The following is a 24,164-nucleotide window of genomic DNA, read 5'->3' as shown; positions in this document are numbered from 1 at the left end:
CCGTCGTCGGCACCAGGAAAGCGCTCGGCGCTACGCCGTGACCGGCCTGCGCGTGCGCAGCCCGAGCGCCAGCACGGCGCTGGCCGCGACGAGCTGCAGGCCGAGGACGACCGTGGCGTAGGACAGCAGCGTGAAGTCGCCCGCCGTGAGCAGGAACGGCTCGATGATCGCGACGACGCCGAGCACCCACACGAACTTCAGCTCCCCCAAGGCCACCATGTACTGCACGGTGAGGTAGGCGACGGCCAGCAGCGTCATCGCGACGCCGAGGACCGGCAGCGCGTCGGACGCGAGCGTCAGGTCCGGCCCGAACGCGACCTTCATCAGGAAGTGGGGGACGAGCGCGAAGATGATCAGCGCGGGCGTCGCCACCGCCGCCAGCACCGCGAGCGCGCGCAGCAGCGCCGGGCGCGGATCCAGGCCCGCGGCCGCGCGGCGCGTCGCCTCGGGCAGCAGTTGCAGGCCGACGCCGATCGCGACCCACACGACGGACTTGGCCGCGACCGCCGCCGCCGCGTAGGAGCCCGACGAGTCGCCGCTGAACTGGTGGCGGCCGACGATCACGTCCACGTTCTGCAGCGCGGCGAGCAGCAGCAGGCCGACGATCGGGATCCAGTTGTCGCCGACCAGGCCGAGCAGCGGCCGGGACGCGCCCACGCCGGCGCCGGCCCCGGCGTCGGTGGCCTGCTCGGCCGGGCCCAGCCGCTTGGCCAGCACCCGCGACAGCCAGAACGAGACCGCGATGAACGCGACCGGGTTGCCCAGGTAGGCGCCCGTGATGCCCAGCCCGACCGCGAAGAGGGCGACCGCGAAGACGATCCGGCCCAGCGCCTCGCCGATGATCGAGATCCCGACCTGGCCGTACATCCGCAACCCCTGCAGCACGCCGCGTTGCAACGACAGCAACAGCCACAGCGAGCCCGTCGCCGGCAGCCCGGCCACGGCCCAGGGATGCTCGGACACGCCGAGCACGTCGGCCAGCGGCTGGCGGATCGCGGCGCCGAAGATCGCCAGCACGACGGTCGCCACCACGAGCTGCCGCGTCCAGCGCTCCAGCGTCGCGCGCATGCGCCCGTCGGCGCCGAGGTGCCCCAGCGTCGCCTCACGCGCCGCCGCGACCTGGACCGACTGCCCGCCGACCATGAGGATGATGAACCCGGAGACGATCGCGGCCAGCGCGCCGTAGTCGTCGGCGCCGAGCAGGCGCGTGAACAGCACGACGAAGATCAGCTGGATCGCGTTGTTCATCAACGTGGCCAGCGCCAGGCCGGCGGCCGCGCCGGTCTCCGACCGCCGCAGGGCGTCGCGCAGCCGCGACCGGCGCTCGTCGGCGACGCGGTCCAGCACGGCCAGGTTGGCCTCCGCGGTCCCGTCCCACGTGAAGCCGCGGGCCCGCGCCCGCGCCGCATCGCCCAGCTCGTCGCGCCGGACCGGGTCCTCGACGAGCGCGGCGACCTTCGCGGCCAGCTCCTCGGGCTCCCGCGCCAGCAGCCCGGTCTGCTCGTCGACGATCGACTCGGGCAGGCCGCCGACGGCCATCGCCGCGCTCGGCGTCCCGGCGCCCGCGGCCTCCATGACCGTCAGGCACCAGCCCTCGGCCGAGGACGCGGTGAGGTTGACCCACGCCCGCGCGTAGAGGTCGCGCTTCTCCTCCTCGGTCACGAAGCCGTGCAGCGTCACGCGGTCGTGCAGGCCGCGGCGGTCGATCTCCTCCTCCAACACCGGCCGGTGGTCGCCGTCGCCGGCGATCTCCAGCCGCGCGTCCGGGATCCCCTCGAGGACGTCGAGCAGGATCTCGAGCCGCTTGTACTGCTTGATCCGGCCCAGGTACAGCAGCGTCGGCGTCTCGTCGCGCGCGGTCGCGACGAACGAGTCGGCCTCGACGCCGAGGTAGGCGACGTGGATCTGCTCGACCGGGATCCCCAAGGCCACCATGTCGCGGCGCGCGGAGTCCGAGATCGTCAGGAACGGGTGGTGGCGGTAGAACGTCGCGAGCGGCAGGCGCTCGGCGAGCAGGGCCGCCAGCCGGCCGCGCTTGCCCATCTCGGCGACGTAGTGATCCTGGTGGACATGGTGGACCAGCGTCACGCGCGGCGCGCGCAGCCACCACCACAGCGGCGTGAAGAAGGCAATGCCGTTGACGACCTCCAGGACGACGTCCGCGTCCCGACCGACGCCGCGCAGCGACGCGAGCGCGGCGCGCGGGAAGACCGTCATCCGGCCGCCCATGCGGTGGATCTCCAGCCCCTCGGCGGGACGGGAGATCGGCTCGGCGCCGGGGTAGGAGCCGGCGATGACCGTGACCCGGTGGCCCCAGGCGATCCAGCGCGACACCTGGCCGTACAGGTTCGTGCCGGTGCCGCCCCCTTGCGGGTGCGTCCAGTCGCGGTCCGTCAAGAGCAGGATGTGGCGTGGGTTCTCGGCGTGGGGCACGAGGGCCGCAAAGGTACCTGTTCATGGGGCAGAACGGAGCCCGTCCGCGATGTCCTTAGACTGTGGCCGCGTGCCGTCCGTTTGCCGCCGGATCGTCGTGCTGCTCGCCGTCGCCCTCTTGGGCGTCGGTGCGGGGGCGGGCGGGTTCCAAGTCTCGACCGCCTTCGCGCAGTCCGGCGGGGCGGGCGATCAGCAGTACTCGGACCCGTTCGGCAACGACGACTCCAGCTCGGGGTCGGGCAACTCGAACTCGGGCTCGGGCAACTCGAACTCCGGCTCCGGCGACTCCGCGCCGCTGACCCAGGCCCCGCAGACCTCGGGCTCCGGCTCGTCGAGCAGCGGCTCGGGCACCGCCGGGGCCACGCCGGGCGCCACGTCCACGTCCACCACCGCGCCCGCCGCGACCGGCACGCTGCCGAACACGGGCCTCGACGCCCGCGTCCTCGTGCTCGCCGGCGTCGTGCTCGTGCTGGTCGGCGTCGGCCTGCGGTTGCGCAACGCTCCTGAGCGGTTCTAGCGACACCCGGGCGACGACAGCGAGCGCGGCCGAGACCGAGGCCGCGGGCGCCGCGCTGGCGGCGACGCTGGCGCCGGGTGACGTCGTCCTGCTGGAGGGCGAGATGGGGGCGGGGAAGACGACGTTCGTGCGCGGCGCCGCCCGCGCGCTCGGCTTCGACGGGCCGGTCACGAGCCCGACGTTCACGATCGGACGCCGATACGAGCCCACCCACCCCGGCCGCGCCCCGATCGCCCACCTCGACCTGCACCGCCTCGGCGGCCTCGCCGACGAGGATCCTGCGCTACTCGACGACTACCTGACGCCGGACGCGATCGCGTTCGTCGAGTGGCCGGAGATCGCCGAGCCGCAGCTGGAGCGCATCGCCGCGAAGGTGACGCTGGCGCACGCCGGCGGCGACACCCGGACGATCACGGTCACGAGGCCTGCGCGTGCCAGCCCCCAGGCAAGCACCGCAAGCGAGACGAGCCCGCAGGGCGAGGCTTCGCCATGATCCTGGCGCTCGACACCGCGACCCCCGCGACCGTCGTCGGCGTCGCGCGGCCCGATGGCACGCTCCTGGCCCAGCGGCGCCACGACCCGGATCCCGGCGAGCGGCCCGGCCACACCCAGCAGCTGCTCCCGCTCGCGCACGCCGCGCTGACCGAGGCCGGCGTCGCCTGGAGCGACGTCACGCGCATCGGCGCGGGCGTCGGCCCGGGCACGTTCACGGGCATCCGGATCGGCGTCGCGACCGCCCGCGCGCTGGCGCAGGGCCTCGACGTCGAGACCGCCGCGATCTCGACGCTCCAGGCCATCGCCCTCGGTGCCGCCCAGGGCCGGGGGCGACCCAACGTCCTCGCCATCCTCGACGCCCGCCGCGGCGAGGCGTTCGTCGCCGCCTACGACGCGCGCGGCACCGAGATCCTGGCGCCCGCCGCCTGGGGCCCGGAGCGCCTGGCGACCGTCCCGCGGCTGCACGCCGGATCCTGGTCGGCCGCGGGCGACGGGGCGGTACGCTTCAGGGCGGAGCTCGAGGCGGTGGGCGTCGCGGTCGCACCGGACGATGCAGACCTGCACCGGGTGAGCGCCGGACCCCTGTGCCGGCTCGCCGCCGAGGCCCCACCGGTGTCGCGCGACGCCCTCGTCCCGGAGTACGTCCGCGCCCCGGATGCCGTGCCCCGACGGTAGACCGACCGCGTTGACGACGACCCTGCCCGCACCGCCCGCCATCCGGCGCCTCACCTACGCCGACCTCCCGCAGGTCATCGCGATCGAGCGCCGCTCCTACCCGACCCCGTGGTCGCTGGCGATGTTCGTGCTGGAGCTGTCCAAGCCGTCCGGGATCTGCCTCGCGGCGACCGACGCCGAGGGCGCGATCGTCGGCTACTGCATCTGCTCGCGCTACGACACCGTCTGGCACATCATGAACGTGTCGGCGTCGCCCGACCACCGGCGCCAGGGCGTCGCCACCGGCCTGCTGGCGGCGCTGTTCGAGCGCGTCGAGGAGCCCGATCCGCGCTTCACGCTCGAGGTCCGCACGTCCAACGCCGGCGCCATCGCCCTCTACCAGCACCAGGGCTTCCGCGCCGCCGGCCTGCGCCGCCGCTACTACCAGGACAACGGCGAGGACGCCGTGATCATGTGGCGCACGCCCGCCACGCTGCGCGGCACGCTCGAGGACATCCCCAACGCGGTCGACCCGCTCAAGCGGGTCGTATGAGCGATCGCGCTCTCCCGCCCCGGGTCGCGGAGGCGAGCCCTCCGGGCGAGCAGCCGCCCCGGGACGAGCCCGCAGGGCGAGGCTCCGTCATCCTCGCGATCGAGACGTCCTGCGACGACACCTGCGCCGCGGTCGTCACCGGCGACGGCGAGATCTGCGCCAACGTCATCTCCTCCCAGGGCGTGCACGACCGCTACGGCGGCGTCGTGCCCGAGGTCGCGTCGCGCCATCACCTGGAGCTGGCCACGCCGGTCGTCGACGACGCGCTGCGCCAGGCCGGCGCGACGCTCGACGACGTCGACCTCGTCGCGGTCACCGCGGGCCCCGGCCTGGTCGGCGCGCTGCTCGTCGGCGTCGCGACCGCCAAGGGCATCGCGGCGAGCCGCCAGATCCCGCTCGCGCCGGTCGACCACCTGCAGGGCCACGTCGCGGCGAACTTCCTCCACACCGACGGCGCGGAGCCGCTCGAGCCGCCGTTCCTGTGCCTGATCGCCAGCGGCGGTCACACGTTCCTGGCCCGCGTCGACGACCACGCCGGCTTCACCGTGCTCGGTCAGACGCTCGACGACGCGGCCGGCGAGGCCATCGACAAGGGCGCCCGCCTGCTCGGCCTGCCGTTCCCCGGCGGCCCGCACCTGGAGAAGCTCGCGCGCGACGGCGACCCCGAGGCCTACGCCTTCCCGACCTCCAAGAACCTCACCGGCCTGGACTTCTCGTTCGCCGGCCTGAAGACCGCGCTGCTCTACAAGGTCCGCGACCTGGGCGAGGCCGAGGCGCAGGCGCGCCGCGCCGACCTCGCCGCGGCCTACCAGCGCGCGATCGTCGAGCAGCTCGCCCAGCGCGTGCAGCGCGCGCTGCGCGACACCGGCCTGGACCGCCTCGCGATCGGCGGCGGCGTCGCCGCCAACGGCCCGCTCCGCGAGCGCCTGAGCGCGCTGGCGCCGACCGTCAAGATCCCGCCGCGCGCGCTGTGCACCGACAACGCCGCGATGATCGCCAGCGCCGCCCGCTACGTCGCGCCCGTCGCCTTCCCCGACTACCTCGGGCTCGAGGTGCACGCAACCGGTCAGAGGGCTCTGTGAACCCGGCACGCCGATCCCCGGTCGTGGCCGCGACCGGGCAGCGGGCCCTGTAGCGGGCCATGCCGACGGTCGACCTCTACGGCCGCGACGGCTGCCACCTCTGCGACGACGCCCGCGCGCGGCTGGTCGCGCTGCAGGTCGAGCTCGGCTTCGAGCTCAACGACATCGACATCGAGGCCGACGACGAGCTGCACCGCCGCTACCTGGAGCGCATCCCGGTCGTCGTGCTCGACGGTGAGCACCTGTTCGACTTCTTCGTCGACGAGGCCGTTCTCAGGGGCCGCCTCGGTACAGTTGGCGACGGATGAGCGTCGGCGATCTGGCCAACGGACGCGGCACGGAGCGCCCCAACGGAGCGGCGCCGGACCCCGGCATGCCCGAGCGGCTGTCGCTCGGCGTGGCTGCCCGCCTGGCCCGCTACCTCCAGGTGCTGACCAAGGCCAAGAAGGAGGGCAAGGAGACGATCTCCTCCCAGGAGCTCTCCGCGTTCACCCAGGTCAACTCGACGCAGATCCGCCGCGACCTCTCCGGCTTCGGCAAGTTCGGCAAGCGCGGGGTCGGCTACAACGTCGACGGCCTCGTGTCGCAGATCCGCAAGATCCTGCGCACCGCCGGCCAGCACAACATCGCCCTCTTCGGCGCGGGGCACCTCGGCCGCGCCATCGCCTCGTCCGACGTCTTCGCCGACCACGGCTTCCGCGTCGTGGCGATCTTCGACGCCGACGCCGAGAAGGTCGGGATGAACGTCGGCGCCCTCGAGGTGCGCGACGTCAAGAACCTCGCCCAGATCGTCGAGGACGAGGACATCGTCGTCGGCGTGCTGGCCGTTCCCAGCGCCGCGGCGCAGGGCCTCGCCGAGCAGCTCGTGAAGGCCGGCGTGAAGATCATCTTCAACTACTCCGAGTCGCTGCTGCGCGTCCCTCCGGAGGTCACGGTGCACACCTCGAGCCCCGCGGTCGACCTCCTCTACGCGCTCTACTTCTACCTCACCTAGGTCCACCCACCATGAGCCTGGACACCGATCGCGCCGCGGAGGCCTTCGCGGCGTCGTCCGACTGGACGGTCGGCCTCGAAGAGGAGTTCGCGATCCTCGACGCCGACACGCTGGACATGGTCCCGCGCTTCGAGGAGCTGCGCGACGCGGCCACCGCGGGCGACGCCCCGCTGGCCGGGTCGATCGCGGGCGAGCTGATCTCGTCCGAGATCGAGATCCGCTCGGGGCGCGGGGAGACGCTGCAGGACGCCCAGTCGCGCCAGCGCGACTTCCGCCGCCGCCTCTTCGACCTCGCGGCCCGGCGCGGCGTCCGGCTCGGCGCGACCGGCACGCACCCGTGGGCCGACTATCGCGAGCAGCACAACATCGACACCGAGCACTACCGCCGCGTCGTCGACGGGCTGCAGTACGTGGCGCGGCGCAACAACACGTTCTCGCTCCACGTCCACGTCGGCATCCGGGGCGCCGACCGCGCGATCGCAGTCTGCGACCGCCTGCGCGCCGTGCTGCCGACGCTGCTGGCCGTCAGCGCCAACTCGCCCTACCTCGACGGCCGCGACGCCGGGCTGCACTCCGCGCGCTCGCAGTCGTTCACCAAGTCCTTTCCGCGCTGCGGCATCCCGGACTACTACGGCGACTGGGCGACGTACGCCAAGTACATCGACTTCCTCGTCGCCACCAACTCGATCGTCGAGTACACGCAGGTCTGGTGGTCGGTGCGCCCGCACTTCTCCTTCGGCACCGTCGAGGTGCGGATCGCCGACGCCCAGGTCACCGCGCAGGAGTCCGACGCCCTGGCGGCCCTGATCGTGGCCTGCGTGGCCCAGGCGGCGCGCGACGAGGACGAGGGCCGGCCGAGCCCGATCGGCGCCGCCGACCTCGAGCGCCGCATCGTCGAGGAGAACTTCTGGCGGGCGATCCGCTTCGGCATGGACGGGCACCTGATCGACTTCACGACCTTCGAGGAGCGGCCCGCGCCGGCCGCCGTCGCCGACCTGCTTTCCTGGACGGCACCGATGCGTGCCGAGCTCGGGATCGAGCCGGCGCTTCCCCAGCTCAACGGCGCGCAGCGCCAGCGCCGCGCGATCGCCGCCGGCGCACCGATGGAGGAGGTCTACGCGACCTCCGTGCAGGAGACCCGGCAGTCCTACGCCCAGGAGGTTCCCACGAGATGAGCGACCAGCAGCAGCCGCCGCAGATGTCCGAAGAGGAGCTGCGCGCCGCCTATGAGCAGCAGCTCGAGGAGCAGCTCCGCACGCTGCGCGTCGAGGACGTCATCGTGCAGACCATCGTCACCCTGGTGAACCTGGGCGGCCGCCGCGCCGGCCTCGCGCCCGGCACCGAGGACGAGCGCGACCCCGAGCAGCTGCGCCTGTCGATCGAGGGCGCCCGCGCCCTGGTCGGCCTCATCGAGGACCAGCTCGGTCCGGACGCCACCGCGATCCGCGAGGCCTTGTCCCAGTTGCAGATGGCCTACGCGCAGTTGGCCGGCGGAACGCCGCCGGAGGGCGGCGCACCGCAGGGCGGCGCGGGCCAGGACCCGCCGCAGCAGCCCGACCAGGGCGGGGCCGGCCCGGCCCAGTCCAGCGGTCGGCTCTGGGTCCCCGGGCAGTAGCCCGGTGGACCTCGATCCACCCGATTAGCGACGAATCGCACACTTCCATCGGTCGGTCTGTTTAGGATGGCGCCGCTGTCCAGGGGCCGGCGTCCGTCGTAGCGCGCACCAAGGCCCTTCAACCAGACCTTGGAGAAACTGCGTTGAGTGACTTCCTGACCGACCACGGGGTGCTCGTGGCGCTGGTTTGCGCTGGGTTGGCGGTGGCCTATGGCCTCGTCACGACCCGGCAGCTGCTGGCGCTTTCCCCAGGAAACGCCGAGATGCAGCGCATCTCGGGTGCCGTGCAAGAGGGGGCCCAGGCCTACCTCAACCGCCAATACGTGACCATCGGGATCGCCGGCATCGTGCTGGCGATCGCGCTCATCTTCATCCAGGACGGCTACGTCGCCGTCGGGTTCGTGATCGGGGGCGTGCTGTCCGGCGCCACCGGCTACATCGGCATGAACGTCTCGGTCCGCGCCAACGCGCGCGTCGCCGAGGCGGCGCGCGGCGGCGTCTCGCCGGGCCTCGACGTCGCCTTCCGCGGCGGCGCGATCACCGGCATGCTCGTCGTCGGCCTCGCGCTGCTCGGCGTGGCCGGCTACTACGGGATCCTCACCGCGATCCTGGACCGCACCCAGAAGGAGGCCGTCGACGCGTTGATCGGCCTCAGCTTCGGTGGTTCGCTCATCTCGGTGTTCGCCCGTCTGGGCGGCGGCATCTTCACCAAGGCGGCCGACGTCGGCGCCGACCTCGTCGGCAAGGTGGAGGCCGGCATCCCGGAGGACGACCCGCGCAACCCGGCGACGATCGCCGACAACGTGGGCGACAACGTCGGCGACTGCGCCGGCATGGCGGCGGACCTCTTCGAGACCTACGCCGTCACGGCCGTCGCCGTGATGCTGCTCGGCGTCCTGACGTTCGTCGGCGCCGACGCCACGGCGGCGGCGCTCTACCCGCTCGTGCTCGGCGCGGTGGCGATCGTGGCGTCGATCATCGGCACGTTCTTCGTGCGGACCTCGACCGACAACGTCGAGGGCGCGCTCTACAAGGGCCTGATCGCCTCGGGCGTGATCGCGGCGATCCTGTTCTACCCGGTCACGAAGTGGCTGATGGACGGCGTCCAGTACAAGGGCGGCATCGACACGCCGAGCGTGGGCAAGCTCTACCTCTGCGCGCTGATCGGCCTCGGCGTCACGGCGCTGCTGTTCGTGATCACCGACTTCTACACGTCGACCCGCTTCGGGCCGGTCAAGAAGACGGCCGCCGCGTCTCAGACCGGACACGCGACGAACATCATCTCCGGCCTCGCGCAGGGCTTCCAGGCCACGGCGCTGCCGGCGCTCGTGATCTGCCTCGGCATCCTCGGCGCGTGGAAGCTGGCCGGCGGGGCGACCGTGGGCATCTACGGCATCGGCGTCGCGGTCATGGGCCAGCTGTCGCTGACCGGCCTGATCGTCGCCCTCGACGCCTTCGGCCCGATCACCGACAACGCCGGCGGCATCGCCGAGATGGCCGAGCTGCCCGAAGAGGTCCGCAACATCACCGACAAGCTCGACGCGGTCGGCAACACCACCAAGGCCGTGACCAAGGGCTACGCGATCGGCTCGGCGGTGCTGGCGGCGGTCGTGCTCTTCGCCGGCTTCCGCTTCGAGCTGGCCGACGCTGGGGTCGGCGCCGCGACGCTGAACTTCGACGTCGGCAACCCGGCGGTGCTCATCGGGCTGCTGCTCGGCGGCATGATGGTCTGCCTGTTCGCGGCGATGTCGATGGAGGCCGTCGGCCGCGCCGGCGGCGAGGTCGTCGAGGAGGTTCGCCGGCAGTTCCGCGAGAAGCCGGGGATCATGGAGGGCACCGACACGCCGGACTACGCCCGGTGCGTGGACCTCGTGACCAAGGCCGCGCAGCGCGAGATGATCCTGCCGGCGCTGCTGCCGATCGTCCTCACGTTCATCGTCGGCGTCATCGACGTGCAGGCGCTCGGCGGCCTGCTCATCGGCGTCATCGTCGTCGGCTTCTTCTTCGCGGTCCTGATGACCGCGGGCGGCGGCGCGTGGGACAACGCCAAGAAGCTGATCGAGGACGGCGCGTTCGGCGGCAAGGGCTCCGACGCCCACGCCGCGTCGGTCACCGGCGACACGGTCGGCGACCCGTTCAAGGACACCGCTGGCCCCGCGATCAACCCCATGATCAAGGTCGCCAACATCGTGGCGATCCTGATCATCCCGATCATCACGTGAGCCCCGCCGGGGTGCGGCCGCGCCGCTGGCGCAGCCGCACCCCGGGACGGGATCGGAGCCCAGGCCGAGGTCACCACATCAACGTGCTCGACTCCGGCTACGGCGTCCTGGTCGGCGCCCAGGGCGCGTTCCTGGCGGAGCCGGCCACGCAGCTCGTGGGCACAGGCCGTGTCCAAGCAGCTCGGGGCGATCGTGCGCGGCCGCAGCGGCCAGCGCGTCGTCACCGACCCGTCGCCCTGCCGCTGCTCGGCGCGGCGGTCGTGTTGATCACGCGCCGGCTGGTCCGCCCGCACGGCGGCCTGGTCACCGCCCTGCGGCAGCTGCGCTCCGAGGACGTCGCCGCGCACCCTCGAAGAGGTGCTCGCCGACACGCACGCGTCGCTGGAGGCCTACGAGCGCACGCGTCTCGCTGTCGGAGCTGGACCGCCTGGTCGGCCGCTTCCGCCTCGACGCCTGAGGGCGCCGCGACGGGCCTGGGCGGCTGACGGGCGGCGCCACGGCCGGGCGTGGCGCCTCGTGACCGTCCCCGCGCTTACACTGCGCTGCGCTCGATGGCCGAACGCCGACTTCATGGCCTGCAGCGCGTCCTAGGGGTCAACGCGCTCTTCTCGACCGCCTACGGCAACGTGGGCTCGTCGATCTATTACGCGTTGGGCCTCGTCGCGAGCTTCGCGCTCGGGCTCACGCCGGTGGTGTTCATCATCACCGGCTTCATCTTCTACCTGACGGCCGCCACCTACGCCGAGGCCACGGCGATGTACCCGGAGGCTGGCGGCTCGTCGTCGTTCGCGCGCCACGCGTTCAACGAGCTGTGGAGCTTCTTCGCCGCCTGGGCGCAGATGCTCAACTACACGATCACGATCGCGATCAGCGCGTTCTTCGTCCCGCACTACCTCGGCGGCCTGTTCTGGGCTGAGCTGCGCCACGGGCCGGGCGACGTCGTCTTCGCCATCGGGCTGATCGCCCTGCTGTCGGCCGTCAACGTGCGCGGCGTCAAGGAGTCCGCGGGCGTCAACATCGGCCTCGCGGTCGTCGACTTCCTGACGCAGCTGCTGCTGGTCGCCGTCGGCCTGTTCCTGGTGTTCAAGCCCCAGGTCCTGGTCGACAACGTGCACTGGGGCATCGCGCCGACGTGGAAGGACTTCTTCATCGCGATCCCGGTCGGCATGATCGCCTACACCGGCATCGAGACGATCTCGAACATGGCCGAGGAGGCCAAGGACGAGGAGAAGACGATCCCGGCGGCGATCAACCGCGTGGTGATCGCCGTGTTCGCGATCTACTCGCTGCTGCCGATGGTCGCGCTGTCGGCGCTGCCGGTCACCCAGGGCCCCGACGGCCGGTACACCACCCAGCTCGGCCTGCCCGAGAGCGAGGGCGGCTTCTCCGGCGACCCGGTGCTCGGGGTCGTCAAGCACTTCGACCTCGGGTTCCTGCAGGGCCCGGCCGAGCTGTACGTCGGCATCCTGGCCGCGACGATCCTGCTGATCGCGTCCAACGCGGGGATCATCGGCGTCTCGCGGTTGGTGTACTCGATGGGCATCCACCGCCAGGTCCCCGACCGGCTGCGCCAGCTGCACCCCAAGTACGGCACGCCCTACATCGGCATCATCATCTTCGGCGCGATCGCCTGCATCGCCGTGATCCCGGGCAAGGCGGACTTCCTGGGAAACATGTACGCCTTCGGCGCCATGTTGTCGTTCACGATCGCGCACTTCGCGGTCATCCGCCTGCGGCTGAGCCAGCCCGAGGCGCGCCGGCCCTGGCGCGGCCCGGGCAACATCGCGCTGAGCGGCGGGCGCTCGCTGCCGCTGTTCGCGGTCTTCGGGGGCCTCGGGACGCTGCTGGCGTTCATCGTCGTCACCGCGCTGCACGTCGACGTCGCGCTGGCCGGCATCGGCTGGCTCACGCTCGGCATGTGCATCTACCCGATCTACCGCCACCGCCAGGGCCTGGACCTGACGACGACGACCAAGGTCGCCATCCAGCGCCCGGTCGTCGAGCACGAGGCCGAGTACGAGTCGGTGCTGGTCGTCCTCGACGCCACGCAGCCCTACTCGAAGGGCACGATCTCCACCGCCGCCAAGCTCGCCGCCCGCCGCCGGCGCGGGATCCACATCCTGGTCTACGTCGCGGTCCCGCAGTCCTCGCCGATCAGCGCGTCGATGCCGGAGGCCGAGGCCGCCGCCGAGTCCATCATCGAGCAGGCGCGCCTGCAGGGCGGGCGCCGGGTGACCGGCCACATCGAGAAGGTGCGCCCGGGCCAGGCGGGGCGGATGATCGTCCTGGAGGCGCGCGAGCTGCGCGCCCAGGCGATCGTCGCGCCGCTGCCGCCGCGCAGCGGAGGGACGCTCTTCGGCAAGACGTTGGAGACGGTGCTCGCCGAGCGCCCGTGCCGCGTGATCATCCAGTCCGACCCGGCCAACAAGCCGCCGCGCCGTCCGGTGGGCCTCGCCGCCTAGCGGCGTAGCCTGTGCCCCAGATGCCCGAGCCCCGCGATCTGCATCGGCAGACCACGGTCGTCCTGTCGGCGATCCTCGTGCTGATCGGGGTCGCGATGATCGTCCGCACGCTGGTGGCCGGCGGCGGCGCGATCGCGATCGGGCTGCTGCTCGGCGTGCTGTTCATCGCCGCCGGGCTCGGCCGGCTGTACCTCAACGGGATGCTCGCGCGCCGCGGCGCCGCCCGCCGCGGGGAGCGCTAGGTGCTCGGCAAGGGGCTCGGCCAGCCGGCGCTGTTCGCGATCATCTACACGGCGGTCGCGTCGTCGATCTACTTCTCGCTCGGCGTCGTCGCCGACCACGCCCTCGGGCTCACGCCGCTGGTCTTCCTCATCGCCGGCCTGTTCTTCGCGCTGGCGGCGATGACCTACGTCGAGGGTGCGTCGCTGCACCCGGAGCGCGCCGGGTCGACGGTCTTCGCCCGCTACGGCTTCAACGAGCTGGTGAGCTTCATCGCCGGCTGGGCGATCCTGCTCGACTACATCATCCTGATCGCGGTCACCGCGTTCTCGGCGACGAACTACATGGCCGCCTTCTGGGGCGACCTCGGGCACGGGTCGACCGAGGTGATCCTCGCGCTGGGGATCGTCCTCTACGTCGCGGCGCGCAACATCCGCGGCTTCTCCAAGACGCGCGTCAACCGCATCGGCGCGCTGGTCATCGCCGACATCGGGCTGCAGCTGCTGCTGATCGTCGTCGGCCTGGCGACGTTCTTCAACTGGGACAACCTGGTCAACCCGATCCAGCTCGGCGTCTACCCGAAGTGGAGCGACGTCATCTTCGCCCTCGGCGTGGCGACCGTCGTCTTCACCGGGCTGGAGTCCGCGGCGGGGCTCAGCGGCGAGGTCACGGCGAGCCGGGCGTCGTTGAAGCGCCTGATCGGCAGCGCGTCGCTGGTCGTGATCGTGGTCTACGTCGGCATCGGCCTCGTGGCGATGACGGCGTTCCCGGTCGCCGGCAACGCGACCGGCCTGTCGCGCTACTACCTCGAGGCGCCGGTGCTCGGCATCGCCGAGGCGTTCGACACGCAATGGCTGTCGGACTTCTTCAAGTACACGATCGCGATCGCGGCGACCGCGACGCTGATCGCCGCCGCCAACTCGGCGATGTTGGGGTTGTCGCGGCTGGCCTACTCGCTGTCGCGCAACCGCCAGATCCCCAGCGCGCTGGGGCGGCTGCACCCGACGCGGTCCACGCCGTTCGTCCTGATCATCATCGCCGCGGTGATCGCGGGCGCGCTGATCATGCCCGAGGACCTCGACTTCCTCGTCGGCATCTACGCGTTCGGCGCGCTGCTGGGGCTGACGATCGCGCACCTGTCGATCATCTCGCTGCGCTACCGCGAGCCCGACCGCGAGCGCTTCTACAGCGTCCCGCTCTCGGTGCCCTTCCGCGGCGGCTCGCTGCCGCTGCCGGCGGTCGTCGGCGCGGTGCTGAGCGCGGCGGCGTGGATCAGCGTCGTCATCACCCACGCGGGCGCCCGCTACGTCGGGTTCGGCTGGATGGCCTTCGGCCTGGTGACCTACGTCACGTACCGGCGGACGCAGGGCAAGTCGATCCTCAAGCGCGTGCAGGTCCCGGAGGCGGCGCTGAAGCTCGAGCGCGACGAGCTGCAGTACGGCTCGATCCTCGTGCCGCTGACCGGCACGCCGCTGGACGACGACATGATCCAGACCGCGGGCCGCCTCGCCGGCGAGGAGACCGATCCGGGCCTGGACCACGCGGGCTCGACGATCGAGGCGCTGTGGATCTTCGAGGTCCCGATGGCGCTGCCGATCGACGCGCGGCTGCCCGACACCCAGCTCGAGCGCGCGCGGGCGGCGCTGCGGCGCGCGAAGGCCGTGGGGGAGGAGTACGAGGGCGTCGAGGTCGCGACCGCGACCGTGCGCGCGCGACGGGCCGGCGCGGCGATCGTCGACGAGGCGCGCAGGCGCGGCGTCCAGGCGATCGTCATGGCGGCCGAGGAGCCGTCGCGGATCCGCGGCGGCGCGCTGCTGGGCGGCCGCGGCGGGCCGATGGACAACTTCGTGGGGGACGCCACCAAGTACGTGGTGTCCAAGGCCGGCTGCGAGGTCATCCTGACCGCGCCGCCGTCCAGCGACGTCGGCGTCGCCGCCGCCATCGACTCCGAGCAGCACCCGACGCCCGCGACGGCGACCGACCAGAGCATCAGCGCCGCGCCGCCGCTGCGCGAGCGCCCGCCGGCGCCCTAGCGGCGGCCTGCCCGAGGGTCGGAGGTCTGATCGCCAGTCCTCTGGGTAATGTTCGCAGCGATGTTCATCCTCATCGTCGGCGCGGGACGCGTCGGCTCCTCCGTAGCTCGGTCCGCGTTGGCCGCGGGTCACACCGTCTCCGTCCTCGACGAGGACCCGCTCTCGCACGAGCGCCTCGAAGTGGGGATGGACCGCACGTGGGAGGAGGCCGGCGGCCGCTTCACGGTCGGGCACGGCATGGAGGTCGACGCGTTGACCGAGGCCGGCATCCACGAGGCCGACGTCTTCATCGCCTCGACCGACGGCGACAACACCAACCTCACGATCTCGCAGATCGCCCAGAAGCACTACGAGGTCGAGAAGGTGATCGTCCGGGTCATGGATCCAGCGCGAGCCGCCTGGTACCGCGAGCAGGGTCTGCACACGATCTGCCCGACGCAGCACGCGATCGAGATGTTCACCTCGGCGCTCGGCGCGATCGGCTAGAGGAGCTTCAGCATGTACGTGATCATCGCCGGCGGCGGCAAGGTGGGCTGGAACCTCGCCCGCGAGCTCATCGCCAAGGGCAACGAGGTGACGCTCATCGAAAGCGAGCGCACGCGCTACCTGACCATCGAGCAGGAGCTCGAGCACGCCGTCCAGTACGGCGACGCGACCGAGCTGTGGGTCCTGGAGCGCGCGGGCATCCAGCGCGCCGACCTGGCCATCGCCGTGACCGGCGACGACGAGGACAACCTCCTCATCTGCCAGATGGCCAAGGAGAAGTACCTCTGCGAGCGCATCATCGCCCGCGTCAACAACCCGCGCAACCGCTCCTGGTTCGAGCTGCTCGGGATCCAGCCCGCCGTCAGCGCGACCGACCTGATCCTGCGCCTGATCGAGCACGAGGTCCCGTCCTACGGCCTCGTCCACCTGCTCGACCTCCGCGACGAGCAGCTGGAGATCATCGAGGTCGAGGTGACCGACAGCTCACCCGCCGCGGGCCGCGCGGTGCAGGACATGCACCTGCCCGACGGCGCGCTGATCATCTCCCTCTTGCGCGCCGGCCGCGGCTTCGTCCCGAAGGCCGACACGACCATCGAGGCCGGCGACGAGGTGCTCCTCGTCCTCGATCCGGGCCTCGAGGACGCGATCACGGCGCAGTTCGCGCCGGGGACGCTCGACGCGGCCTAGCCCCCGTGCCGCGGGGCGGCGCGCTCCGGCCCACTGCTATCCTGCTGGGGCCTTCCGGGATGGTGTAATTGGCAACACGCGACACTCTGGATGTCGAATTTGGGGTTCGAGTCCCTGTCCCGGAGCTTCGAGAGAACCCCTGCATCTGCGGGGGTTTTCGCGTTCCTGGGCGCCGCGCGGCCGCCGCTGCCTCCGCCGCCGCCTCACGACCAGCTCGTGAGGCGTCGTGGGCGTGGCGACGACCCTCGCAGCTGCGCGTAGGGGCGCAGCGTCTCGTTCACGAAGCGGCCCTTGGACGGCGCGCGGAGGAAGTTCTCGAACAGCGCCGGTGTGCAGGGGTAGTCGTAGACGACGCGACCCTCGACGAAGAGCAGGTGCAGGATGCTGCGCTCGCGATCGAACCGGAACGCCTCGACGGCCGTGGAGTCGCAGGTCTGCCAGCCGTTCGGGAGCACCACGGAAACGATGCCCGGCGGTGCGGACGGCGCTCGGTCAGTGGCGGCGGTTGGCGTACGGGCCTGGGAACTGCGAGCGGTCGTCGCACCGGTCCGAGGCGCACCAGGTTCCGTTGCGGACCGAGAAGGCCGCGAACGCCACGAGGAGCGCGAGGACGATCATGTCGACCTGCGCCATGGTGGCTCGCTCCGGTGCGGAGTCGGGAGTGGTGTGCAGAGGATCACGCGGATCGTCACGTCGTGCAAGGGGCGACACGTGCGTTCAGGTTGTCCGTGCGGCTGCCGATTCCAAGGGAGCCCGTGCACGAGCTCCCCTCTGCCGATCCGTCGTTGCTGCCCGCCATGCGCGAGCGCGGTGGCGAGGTCGGCCGCCAGTTCGTCGACGTCTTCGTCGGCTTCCGCCTGCGCTTCCACGACGAGCGGGAGGCGTTCGCGTTCGCGCAGCACTTCCGCTTCGCGGCGCCGCGGTCGGCGCTGCGCCAGGAGGGCGCGGGCGTCGTGTGGGTCGGCTTCCACGGCTGGGCGTTCGACGCCGGCGACGCGCAGATGCGGGCGGCGCTGGCGGTCCGCCACTCCGCGTTGCGCGCGAAGGTCCGCCACCTCCCGGCCGCGACCGACGCCGAGCTGCGGCCCACCGACCGCCGCCTGCTCAACCCCGAGAAGGCGCGGCGCGAGCGCGAAGACCTGCTGGCCAAGGTCGACGAGGACGCCTCGCACATGATCGACACGCGCCGTTCCGCGCTGGGCGACGGCACGTCGGGCCGCCGACAGATCGGCAGCGGCGCGCCGTCCGCGGCGCGGTCGGCGACCATGGGCGCGCCGGCGGCCTCGGCGTCGTCCCCGTCTCAGGGCCCGTCGGTCGGCCGCGTCTCCAAGGCGCCCCCGGGCTTCGATCCCGGCGCGGGCCAGAAGCCCAAGGCCAAGCGCAGGCTCTTCGGCCGCTGAGAACGGCGTTCAGAGCTGACGTGGACGCGGTGCTCGTTGGCTCCGGGTCGCCTGCTGTAGCGTGCTGGCGCGCATGAACGGCGCTGATTCACGGACCTCCGGTGGGGCTCGAGCGGTGGTCCGAGGCGGCATCTACTGGGTCGGCGCGAGTGCCTCTGCCGGGTCGGTGCCTGGGGTCGCCCATCCGCATCTGGTGGTCCAGGACGACGTGTTCAACCGCTCTCGCGTGCACACCGTGATCGTCTGCGCGCTGACGTCGAACCTGAAGCGAGCGAACGAGCCGGGGAACGTGCTGCTCGACGCCGGAGAGGGAGATCTGCCCAAGCAGAGCGTCGTGGTCGTGTCGCAGGTGTCGTCGATCGAGAAGGATGACCTCGGCGAGTACCTGGGCGCGGTCTCGGACCGTCGCGTCGATCAGGTCGTCGCCGGCATGCGCTTCCAGCAGGCGTCCTACTTCGACGGACGCCGCTAGGCCGCGGCCTGCTCGGCCCAGTCGCGGTACAGCCGCCAGTAGCGCCCCTCGGCGGCCAGCAGCTCGTCGTGGGTGCCGGACTCGACGATCCGCCCGCCCTCGAGCACGACGATGCGCCCGGCCTGGCGGATCGTCGACAGGCGGTGCGCGATCACGATCGCGGTGCGGCCGGACAGCAGGCGGCGCAAACCGTCCTCGATGATCGTCTCGGTGCGCAGGTCGACGTTCGACGTCGCCTCGTCGAGCACGAGGATCCGCGGGTCGGCGACCAGCGCGCGGGCGAAGGCCACGAGCTGGCGCTGGCCGGCCGACAGCTGGACGCCGCGCTCGCCGATCTGCGTGTCGAGCCCGTGCTCCAACCGCATCATGAAGTCCCAGGCGCCGACCGCGCGGCACGCGCGCTCCAGGTCGGCGTCGTCCACCGCCTTGCCCTCGGCGAGGCCGAACGCGATGTTGTCGCGCAACGTCCCGCTGAACAGGAAGCCCTCCTGCGGCACGATGCCCATCTGCGAGCGCAGCGACTGCATCGTGACGTCGCGCACGTCGTGGCCGTCGACCTTGATCGCGCCGCTCGTCGGGTCGTAGAACCGCGCCGCGAGCTTGGCGAAGGTCGACTTGCCGGCGCCCGTCGCGCCGACCAGCGCGACGGTCTGCCCCGGCGGGACGTGCAGCGTGACGTCCTCCAGCGCGGTCTTCGTGCCCTCCGCGGTCGAGTAGGCGAACGTGACGTCCTCGAAGGAGACGTCGCCGCGCAGCGGCCGCGGCAGCTCGACCGCGCCCGGCTTGTCGACGAGGTCGGGCTGCTCGTCGAGCAGGTTGAAGATCTTGTCCAGCGCGGCCATGCCGGACTGGTAGGTCGTGTAGACCTGCGACAGCTGCGAGATCGGGTCGAAGAACCCGTTGAGCGCCGCGATGAAGCCGACGAGCACGCCGACGGTCACGTCGCCGTCGAGCACCTGGTGGCCGCCGTAGAGCAGGATGCCGACCGTCGCGACCGAGGACACCCACTCGACCGCCGGGAAGTACGCGGCGTTGAGGTTGACCGTGGTCATGTTCGCCGCGCGGTTCTCGGCGTTGAGCGCCGCGAAGCGCCCGGTGTGCCGCGGCTCCTGCGCAAAGGACTTCAACACGCGGATGCCCGACAGCGACTCCTGCAGGTAGGCGGTCAGCGCGCCGATGGTCTCGCGTGTGCGGCCGAACGCGTCGGCCGAGGCGAGCCGGAACGCGAACGAGCCGACGGCCATGATCGGGAAGATGATGAACGTGAGCAGCGCGAGCTCGACGTCGAAGACGAGCAGGATCACGATCGACCCGACGAGCGTCAGCGTCGCCTGGAACAGCGTCGTCACCGCGTCGGTGACCATCTGCTCCAGCGCCTCGACGTCGTTGGTCAACCGCGAGATCAGCACGCCCGCCGGGCGGCGCTCGTAGAAGCTGACCGGCATCTCCTGGAGGTGGCGGAAGATGTCCAGGCGCAGGTCCTGCAGCGCGCGCTGGCCGACCCAGTTGGTCAGGTAGGTCTGCACGTAGGACGTGCCCCACACGATCAGCGCGCTGATGACGAACAGGATCACGATGACCGTCAGCGCGGCCGTGTCGCCCTGGGTGATGCCGCGGTCGATGGCCGACTTGGCCAGCGGCGCGGGGGCGAGCGCCGCGGCGGTGCCGACGACCAAGGCCACCATCATCAGCGCGGTGCGCGAGCGGTAGGGGCGCAGCAGCTCGACGATCCCGCGCAGCTTGCGGCCGCGGCCGCTGGTGGCGCGCAGGCGACGGCGCAGGTCGTCGCGGCGGCTCAGGCCCTCGGCCTGCTCGGCTCTCACGAAGATGCCTCCACGAGCGCGCGAGCGAGCCCTCTGGGCGAGGCTCCCGCGCTCACAGGCCCGCCACCTCGCGCTCGGGGTCGTTCTGGTTGAGGAAGACCTGGTCGGGGAGGCCCTTCTCCACGATCTCGGCGTAGAGCGCTGAGACCTCGAGCAGCTCGTCGTGCGTGCCCTGCGCGACGATCTCGCCGTCCTCGACGACGACGATGACGTCGGCCAGCGCGATCGTCGACAGGCGGTGGGCGATGACGAACGTCGTGCGCCCGGCCATCACCTCGCGCAGCGCCTCCTTGATCTGCTGCTCGGTCGAGGCGTCGACCGCCGAGGTGGCGTCGTCGAGGACCAGGATCCGCGGGTCGGCCAGCAGCGCGCGGGCGATCGCGACGCGCTGGCGCTGGCCGCCGGAGAGCGTGAGCCCGCGCTCGCCGACGCGGGTGTCGTAGCCGTCGGGCAGCGCGCTGATGAAGCCGTCGGCCTGCGCGCGCCGCGCGGCCAGCTCGATGTCCTCGCGCGCCACGGCGTCGGCGCCGCCGCGCGCGTAGGCGATGTTGTCGGCGATGGTGGTGGAGAAGAGGAACGGCGCGTCGTCGACGACCGCCAGCGCGTGGTGCAGCTGCACCGGGTCGACGTCGCGCACGTCCGCGCCATCGATCAGGATCGCGCCCGCGTCGACGTCGTACAGGCGGCCCAGCAGCTGGACGAGCGTCGTCTTGCCCGAGCCGGTCGCGCCGACCAGCGCGACGGTCGTCCCGGCCGGGACGTCGAGCGAGACGTCGCGCAGCGACGGGCCCTGGGCGCTCTCGTAGGCGAACGAGACGCCACGCAGCTCGACGTGGCCGTTGCCCGCGGGCAGCGGCTCGGCGTCCGGCGGCGCCGTGATCGCCGGCTCGCGATCGAGGATCTGGAACAGCCGCGCGCCCGAGGCGGTCGCGCGCTGGGCCAGGCCCAGCGTCATCCCGAGCTGGCGCATCGGGATCAGCAGCATCAGCAGGTAGGCGTAGAACGCGGTGAAGTCGCCGAGCGTCATGTTCCCGGCGATGACGCGGCGCCCGCCGATCAGCAGCACGCAGGCGAGGCCGATCTGGGGGAGGAAGCCGATCAGCGGCTGGTAGTAGGCCGACAGCCGGGTCGCGATCATCTCCTGGTCGAAGACGCGCGCGGTGGAGCCGGCGAAGCGCTCGAGCTGGCGGTCCTCGCGCGCGAAGGCCTTCACGACGCGCACGCCGCCGATCGACTCCTCGGCGTCGGCGGTCAGCTCCGCGATCCGCTGCTGCACGGCCTGCTGGGCGGGGCGCGCCCGGCGCCCGTAGCGCGAGGCGATCAGCACCACGAACGGCACCGGCGCGAGCGAGATCACGGCCAGCAGCGGGTCGACGAGCAGCATCGCGATCGCGGCGAGCACGATCGTCAGCCCCGCCTGCATGATGAAGACGAGGCCGTAGCCGAGGAAGAACCGGACGGCCGCGAGGTCGACGGTCGCGCGCGACATCAGCTGGCCGGTCTGCTGGCGGTCGAAGAAGCCGAGCTCGAGCGAGAGCAGGTGCGAGTACAGCCGCTGGCGCAGGTCGTACTCGACGCCGAGCGACACGCGGCCGGCGACCAAGCGGCGCCCGACGGTCAGCAGGAGCCGGGCCAGGCCGGCGAGGCCGATCAGGATGCCGATGCGATTGAGGTCGCTGGAGTCGCCGCTGCGGATGTGGTCGATCGCGCTGCCCGTGAGCCACGGGATCAGCACGGTCATGATCATCGCCGCACCGGCCAGCAACCCGGACAGCACGACGCCGCGCCGGTAGGGCGCCAGGAAGCCGAGGAGTCTGCGGAAGATGGCCAAGGCGCTTCAGTGTAGTTGCACAGGAAACGAACACGCTCAGCGCCGCGCGCGCCCGGTCCGAGTACGGGCCGTGGCATCCTGCCGATCGTCCATGACGACCCGATTCGGCCTCTGCGACCGCTGCGCCCACCAGAAGCTCGTCAAGAGTGGGCGAGGCTCCGTGTTCTCGATGTGCCAACTGGGACTGCGGGATCCCGCTTGGCCGAAGTACCCGCGGATGCCCGTCGAGCGCTGCCCGCGGTTCGACGCGTCATCGGACAACGCCGGGGTTCAGCCCCCACGGTGAGGCAATGAAAGCGTTCCATGAGAGACCGATTCCTCCGGGCCCTCGGGCTCGGCTGCGCGCTCAGCGCGCTCCTCGCGGCCTCGGCAGGGGCTGCCACCACATCGACTACGCGGTTCGCCGGCGATGCGGCGGGCACGCAGACGCTGGTCCGCAACGCCGACGGCGCCGTCTCGACGGCGGTCGGCGACGTCAAGGCCAGCACCCTCGGCGCCCAGTCCGGCGCTGGGGCCACGACCGTGGCGCGGGCCGCGGTCGAGCGCTACGCCTCCATGTTGGGGTTGCGCAGCGGGGCTCAGCTCGAGCAGGTCGCGAGCAAGAGCGACGAGGACGGCACGACGGTCGTCTACGACCAGGTCGCCGGTGCCGTGCCGGTCTACGACGGGCGCGTGCTCGTCCGGATCGCGCAGGGCAACACCACCATGAAGTCGATCGCGTCGTCGGTGTCGAGCACCGCGCCGACCAGCGCGGGCACGGCCGCGATCACCGCCGACCAGGCCAAGAGCCTGGCCACGGCCGGCGTCCCGGACGCCGCGATCAACGCCGCGCCGCGCCTGGTGATGTACACCGGCGTGCCGTTCGGCGCCAAGCCGGCGACGCTGGCCTACGTGACCGACGTGCGCTCGACGACCCAACCGCTGCGCAAGCTCGTCGTCACGGACGCCAAGAGCGGCGCGACGGTCGACACGCTCAACCGGCTGGAGAACGCCAAGAACCGCACGGTCTACAACGCCAACGGCAGCACGAGCACCGGCTCGCTGGCCCGCAGCGAGGGCCAGGGCGCGACGGGCAACGCGGACGTCGACAACGCCTACAACAACACGGGTGCGACGTACGACTACTACAACTCGGCCTTCGGCCGCGACTCCTACGACGGCGCCGGGGCGGAGCTGGTCAGCTTCGTCCACTACGGCGTCGGCTACGAGAACGCGTTCTGGGACGGGGCGGAGATGGTCTACGGCGACGGCTTCGCGGTCGACGACGTCACCGCGCACGAGCTGACGCACGCGGTGACCGAGCGCACCGCCGGCCTCGAGTACCAGGACCAGTCGGGCGCGCTGAACGAGGCGATCTCCGACATGGCCGGCTGGGACGTCGACCCCGGCGACAGCACGATGGGCGAGGACCTGCCGATCGGCGCGATCCGCGACATGCGCAACCCGGCCGCCTACGGGCAGCCGGCGACGGCGTCGCAGTACGTGTGCACCAGCTCCGACGAGGGCGGCGTGCACACCAACAGCGGCATCCCGAACAAGGTGTACGCCAACCTGGTGGACACGATCGGGCGCTCCGGCGCCGAGCAGGTCCGCTACCGCGCGCAGACCAGCTACCTGACGCCGCAGGCCACGTTCGCCGACGCCCGCGCGGCGTTCGTGTCGGCGGCCGGCGACGTCGGCGCCGACGCCACGGCGGCGGCCGACGCCTGGCAGGCCCAGGGCGTGACCGCCACCTGGCAGCCCAGCTGCTGAGAAGGATCCCACCAGCGTGCGAGCGAGCCGCTAGGCGAGCTCGCGCCCGGAAACCGAGCCGCTGGGCGAGGCTTCCGCAGTCACCTCTACCGCGCGGCGCGCCTCCAACTCATACGGGTTGGAGGCGTAGCCGCGGTAGAGGTAGCTCAGCGGCATCGCGAGCGGCTTGTGCTGCATCTGCCAGACGTGGCACAGCTCGTGGCAGACGAGGTCCGCCGACGCCCGCGCCAGCGGCGCGCGCAGCAGGACGAGGTCCCACATCGTGTAGCCGTCGAAGCGCGAGAACCACGGCAGCCGGAACAGCCACGGCGTGCTGAGGATCCGCACCGTGGGTCGCAGCCGCACCGGCCGCGGGTAGAGGTCCAGGCGGTCGAGCCGCGCCTTGGCGGACGTCAGCGCGGCGCGCTCCTGCGACGAACGGCCGGCCACGCGCG

The 24,164-nt window shown here is 72.0% G+C and carries 24 protein-coding genes and 1 tRNA gene; 19 read left to right on the top strand and 6 right to left on the bottom strand.

The window, feature by feature from the left end:
* Window positions 1-30: 30 nt before the first annotated feature.
* Window positions 31-2,433 (bottom strand): glycosyltransferase, encoded by a 2,403-nt coding sequence (locus DSM104299_RS17145; RefSeq protein WP_272472858.1) that lies wholly within the window; start codon window positions 2,431-2,433, stop codon window positions 31-33.
* Window positions 2,434-2,503: 70 nt separating this feature from the next.
* Between DSM104299_RS17145 and DSM104299_RS17140 the strand changes: the two genes are divergently transcribed.
* The 16 genes from DSM104299_RS17140 to DSM104299_RS17065 all read left to right on the top strand — a co-directional run bounded on the left by DSM104299_RS17140 (window position 2,504) and on the right by DSM104299_RS17065 (window position 16,577).
* Entirely contained in the window at window positions 2,504-2,950 is a 447-nt protein-coding gene (locus tag DSM104299_RS17140) for an LPXTG cell wall anchor domain-containing protein (RefSeq protein WP_272472857.1), read from the top strand.
* Complete coding sequence (gene tsaE / locus DSM104299_RS17135) at window positions 2,937-3,443, top strand: tRNA (adenosine(37)-N6)-threonylcarbamoyltransferase complex ATPase subunit type 1 TsaE (protein WP_272478099.1); 507 nt, start codon at window positions 2,937-2,939, stop codon at window positions 3,441-3,443. The genes DSM104299_RS17140 and tsaE overlap by 14 nt, the downstream gene beginning before the upstream one ends.
* A complete protein-coding gene (gene tsaB, locus DSM104299_RS17130; RefSeq protein ID WP_272472856.1) occupies window positions 3,440-4,120 on the top strand; it encodes a tRNA (adenosine(37)-N6)-threonylcarbamoyltransferase complex dimerization subunit type 1 TsaB in 681 nt (226 codons plus the stop codon). The genes tsaE and tsaB overlap by 4 nt, the downstream gene beginning before the upstream one ends.
* A gap of 10 nt (window positions 4,121-4,130) precedes the next feature.
* On the top strand, window positions 4,131-4,652 hold the full coding sequence (gene rimI / locus DSM104299_RS17125) for a ribosomal protein S18-alanine N-acetyltransferase (protein ID WP_272472855.1): 522 nt from the start codon (window positions 4,131-4,133) through the stop codon (window positions 4,650-4,652).
* Window positions 4,649-5,734: a tRNA (adenosine(37)-N6)-threonylcarbamoyltransferase complex transferase subunit TsaD gene (gene tsaD, locus DSM104299_RS17120; RefSeq protein WP_272472854.1), complete on the top strand. Its 1,086-nt coding sequence runs from the start codon at window positions 4,649-4,651 to the stop codon at window positions 5,732-5,734. The genes rimI and tsaD overlap by 4 nt, the downstream gene beginning before the upstream one ends.
* A gap of 59 nt (window positions 5,735-5,793) precedes the next feature.
* Window positions 5,794-6,042, top strand: a complete 249-nt coding sequence (locus DSM104299_RS17115) for a glutaredoxin family protein (RefSeq protein WP_272472853.1) — start codon at window positions 5,794-5,796, stop codon at window positions 6,040-6,042.
* Window positions 6,039-6,728 (top strand): redox-sensing transcriptional repressor Rex, encoded by a 690-nt coding sequence (locus tag DSM104299_RS17110; RefSeq protein WP_272472852.1) that lies wholly within the window; start codon window positions 6,039-6,041, stop codon window positions 6,726-6,728. Before DSM104299_RS17115 ends, DSM104299_RS17110 begins: the two co-directional genes overlap by 4 nt.
* A gap of 11 nt (window positions 6,729-6,739) precedes the next feature.
* Window positions 6,740-7,903, top strand: coding sequence for a carboxylate-amine ligase (locus tag DSM104299_RS17105; RefSeq protein WP_272472851.1), 1,164 nt, complete (start codon window positions 6,740-6,742; stop codon window positions 7,901-7,903).
* Complete coding sequence (locus DSM104299_RS17100; protein WP_272472850.1) at window positions 7,900-8,343, top strand: hypothetical protein; 444 nt, start codon at window positions 7,900-7,902, stop codon at window positions 8,341-8,343. The genes DSM104299_RS17105 and DSM104299_RS17100 overlap by 4 nt, the downstream gene beginning before the upstream one ends.
* Before the next feature lie 155 nt (window positions 8,344-8,498).
* A complete protein-coding gene (locus DSM104299_RS17095; RefSeq protein WP_349294578.1) occupies window positions 8,499-10,565 on the top strand; it encodes a sodium-translocating pyrophosphatase in 2,067 nt (688 codons plus the stop codon).
* 551 nt (window positions 10,566-11,116) lie between these two features.
* Complete coding sequence (locus tag DSM104299_RS17090) at window positions 11,117-13,027, top strand: amino acid permease (protein WP_272472848.1); 1,911 nt, start codon at window positions 11,117-11,119, stop codon at window positions 13,025-13,027.
* Between the two features lie 20 nt (window positions 13,028-13,047).
* Window positions 13,048-13,269, top strand: a complete 222-nt coding sequence (locus DSM104299_RS17085) for a hypothetical protein (RefSeq protein ID WP_272472847.1) — start codon at window positions 13,048-13,050, stop codon at window positions 13,267-13,269.
* A complete protein-coding gene (locus tag DSM104299_RS17080) occupies window positions 13,270-15,279 on the top strand; it encodes an amino acid permease (protein ID WP_272472846.1) in 2,010 nt (669 codons plus the stop codon).
* Window positions 15,280-15,339: 60 nt separating this feature from the next.
* Complete coding sequence (locus DSM104299_RS17075; protein ID WP_272472845.1) at window positions 15,340-15,765, top strand: potassium channel family protein; 426 nt, start codon at window positions 15,340-15,342, stop codon at window positions 15,763-15,765.
* A gap of 12 nt (window positions 15,766-15,777) precedes the next feature.
* Window positions 15,778-16,452 carry a potassium channel family protein gene (locus DSM104299_RS17070; protein WP_272472844.1) on the top strand — a complete coding sequence of 225 codons (675 nt, stop codon included), beginning with the start codon at window positions 15,778-15,780 and terminating at the stop codon, window positions 16,450-16,452.
* A 53-nt stretch (window positions 16,453-16,505) separates the two neighbouring features.
* Window positions 16,506-16,577: transfer RNA gene (locus tag DSM104299_RS17065), tRNA-Gln, on the top strand.
* Window positions 16,578-16,655: 78 nt separating this feature from the next.
* Here the strand turns inward: DSM104299_RS17065 and DSM104299_RS17060 are convergent.
* Entirely contained in the window at window positions 16,656-16,907 is a 252-nt protein-coding gene (locus tag DSM104299_RS17060) for a KTSC domain-containing protein (RefSeq protein ID WP_272472843.1), read from the bottom strand.
* Window positions 16,908-16,944: 37 nt separating this feature from the next.
* Window positions 16,945-17,085 (bottom strand): hypothetical protein, encoded by a 141-nt coding sequence (locus tag DSM104299_RS17055; protein WP_272472842.1) that lies wholly within the window; start codon window positions 17,083-17,085, stop codon window positions 16,945-16,947.
* A 122-nt stretch (window positions 17,086-17,207) separates the two neighbouring features.
* Here DSM104299_RS17055 and DSM104299_RS17050 point away from each other — a divergent pair, with 122 nt between their 5' ends.
* Both DSM104299_RS17050 and DSM104299_RS17045 read left to right on the top strand, forming a co-directional pair.
* Window positions 17,208-17,852, top strand: a complete 645-nt coding sequence (locus DSM104299_RS17050) for a hypothetical protein (RefSeq protein WP_272472841.1) — start codon at window positions 17,208-17,210, stop codon at window positions 17,850-17,852.
* Window positions 17,853-17,925: 73 nt separating this feature from the next.
* Complete coding sequence (locus DSM104299_RS17045) at window positions 17,926-18,324, top strand: type II toxin-antitoxin system PemK/MazF family toxin (RefSeq protein ID WP_349294577.1); 399 nt, start codon at window positions 17,926-17,928, stop codon at window positions 18,322-18,324.
* Here DSM104299_RS17045 and DSM104299_RS17040 read toward each other — a convergent pair.
* Both DSM104299_RS17040 and DSM104299_RS17035 read right to left on the bottom strand, forming a co-directional pair.
* The gene (locus DSM104299_RS17040; RefSeq protein WP_272472839.1) at window positions 18,321-20,147 is read right to left on the bottom strand and encodes an ABC transporter ATP-binding protein; all 1,827 of its coding nucleotides are present in this window, start codon (window positions 20,145-20,147) and stop codon (window positions 18,321-18,323) included. The genes DSM104299_RS17045 and DSM104299_RS17040 overlap by 4 nt on opposite strands.
* 52 nt (window positions 20,148-20,199) lie before the next feature.
* The gene (locus DSM104299_RS17035) at window positions 20,200-21,978 is read right to left on the bottom strand and encodes an ABC transporter ATP-binding protein (protein ID WP_272472838.1); all 1,779 of its coding nucleotides are present in this window, start codon (window positions 21,976-21,978) and stop codon (window positions 20,200-20,202) included.
* Window positions 21,979-22,281: 303 nt separating this feature from the next.
* On the opposite strand from DSM104299_RS17035, the gene DSM104299_RS17030 reads away from it, so the two are divergent.
* The gene (locus tag DSM104299_RS17030) at window positions 22,282-23,730 is read left to right on the top strand and encodes a M4 family metallopeptidase (RefSeq protein ID WP_272472837.1); all 1,449 of its coding nucleotides are present in this window, start codon (window positions 22,282-22,284) and stop codon (window positions 23,728-23,730) included.
* 30 nt (window positions 23,731-23,760) lie between these two features.
* Here the strand turns inward: DSM104299_RS17030 and DSM104299_RS17025 are convergent, their stop codons facing one another.
* The gene (locus DSM104299_RS17025) at window positions 23,761-24,159 is read right to left on the bottom strand and encodes a hypothetical protein (protein ID WP_272472836.1); all 399 of its coding nucleotides are present in this window, start codon (window positions 24,157-24,159) and stop codon (window positions 23,761-23,763) included.
* Window positions 24,160-24,164: the final 5 nt, after the last annotated feature.

Origin of the sequence: Baekduia alba, assembly GCF_028416635.1 — a bacterium.
Classification (GTDB): domain Bacteria; phylum Actinomycetota; class Thermoleophilia; order Solirubrobacterales; family Solirubrobacteraceae; genus Baekduia; species Baekduia alba.
The sequence above is the reverse complement of the archived record's forward strand: the minus strand, read 5'-3'. Positions and strand labels throughout refer to the sequence as shown.

What these genes read in the sequence shown, in the direction of transcription:
- tsaB (WP_272472856.1), top strand. Translation starts at nt 3,440, where the DNA reads ATGATCCTGGCGCTCGACACCGCGACCCCCGCGACCGTCGTCGGCGTC.
- tsaD (WP_272472854.1), top strand. Translation starts at nt 4,649, where the DNA reads ATGAGCGATCGCGCTCTCCCGCCCCGGGTCGCGGAGGCGAGCCCTCCG.
- DSM104299_RS17115 (WP_272472853.1), top strand. Translation starts at nt 5,794, where the DNA reads ATGCCGACGGTCGACCTCTACGGCCGCGACGGCTGCCACCTCTGCGAC.
- DSM104299_RS17110 (WP_272472852.1), top strand. Translation starts at nt 6,039, where the DNA reads ATGAGCGTCGGCGATCTGGCCAACGGACGCGGCACGGAGCGCCCCAAC.
- DSM104299_RS17105 (WP_272472851.1), top strand. Translation starts at nt 6,740, where the DNA reads ATGAGCCTGGACACCGATCGCGCCGCGGAGGCCTTCGCGGCGTCGTCC.
- DSM104299_RS17100 (WP_272472850.1), top strand. Translation starts at nt 7,900, where the DNA reads ATGAGCGACCAGCAGCAGCCGCCGCAGATGTCCGAAGAGGAGCTGCGC.
- DSM104299_RS17090 (WP_272472848.1), top strand. Translation starts at nt 11,117, where the DNA reads ATGGCCGAACGCCGACTTCATGGCCTGCAGCGCGTCCTAGGGGTCAAC.
- DSM104299_RS17085 (WP_272472847.1), top strand. Translation starts at nt 13,048, where the DNA reads ATGCCCGAGCCCCGCGATCTGCATCGGCAGACCACGGTCGTCCTGTCG.
- DSM104299_RS17075 (WP_272472845.1), top strand. Translation starts at nt 15,340, where the DNA reads ATGTTCATCCTCATCGTCGGCGCGGGACGCGTCGGCTCCTCCGTAGCT.
- DSM104299_RS17070 (WP_272472844.1), top strand. Translation starts at nt 15,778, where the DNA reads ATGTACGTGATCATCGCCGGCGGCGGCAAGGTGGGCTGGAACCTCGCC.
- DSM104299_RS17055 (WP_272472842.1), bottom strand. Translation starts at nt 17,085, where the DNA reads ATGGCGCAGGTCGACATGATCGTCCTCGCGCTCCTCGTGGCGTTCGCG.
- DSM104299_RS17045 (WP_349294577.1), top strand. Translation starts at nt 17,926, where the DNA reads ATGAACGGCGCTGATTCACGGACCTCCGGTGGGGCTCGAGCGGTGGTC.
- DSM104299_RS17030 (WP_272472837.1), top strand. Translation starts at nt 22,282, where the DNA reads ATGAGAGACCGATTCCTCCGGGCCCTCGGGCTCGGCTGCGCGCTCAGC.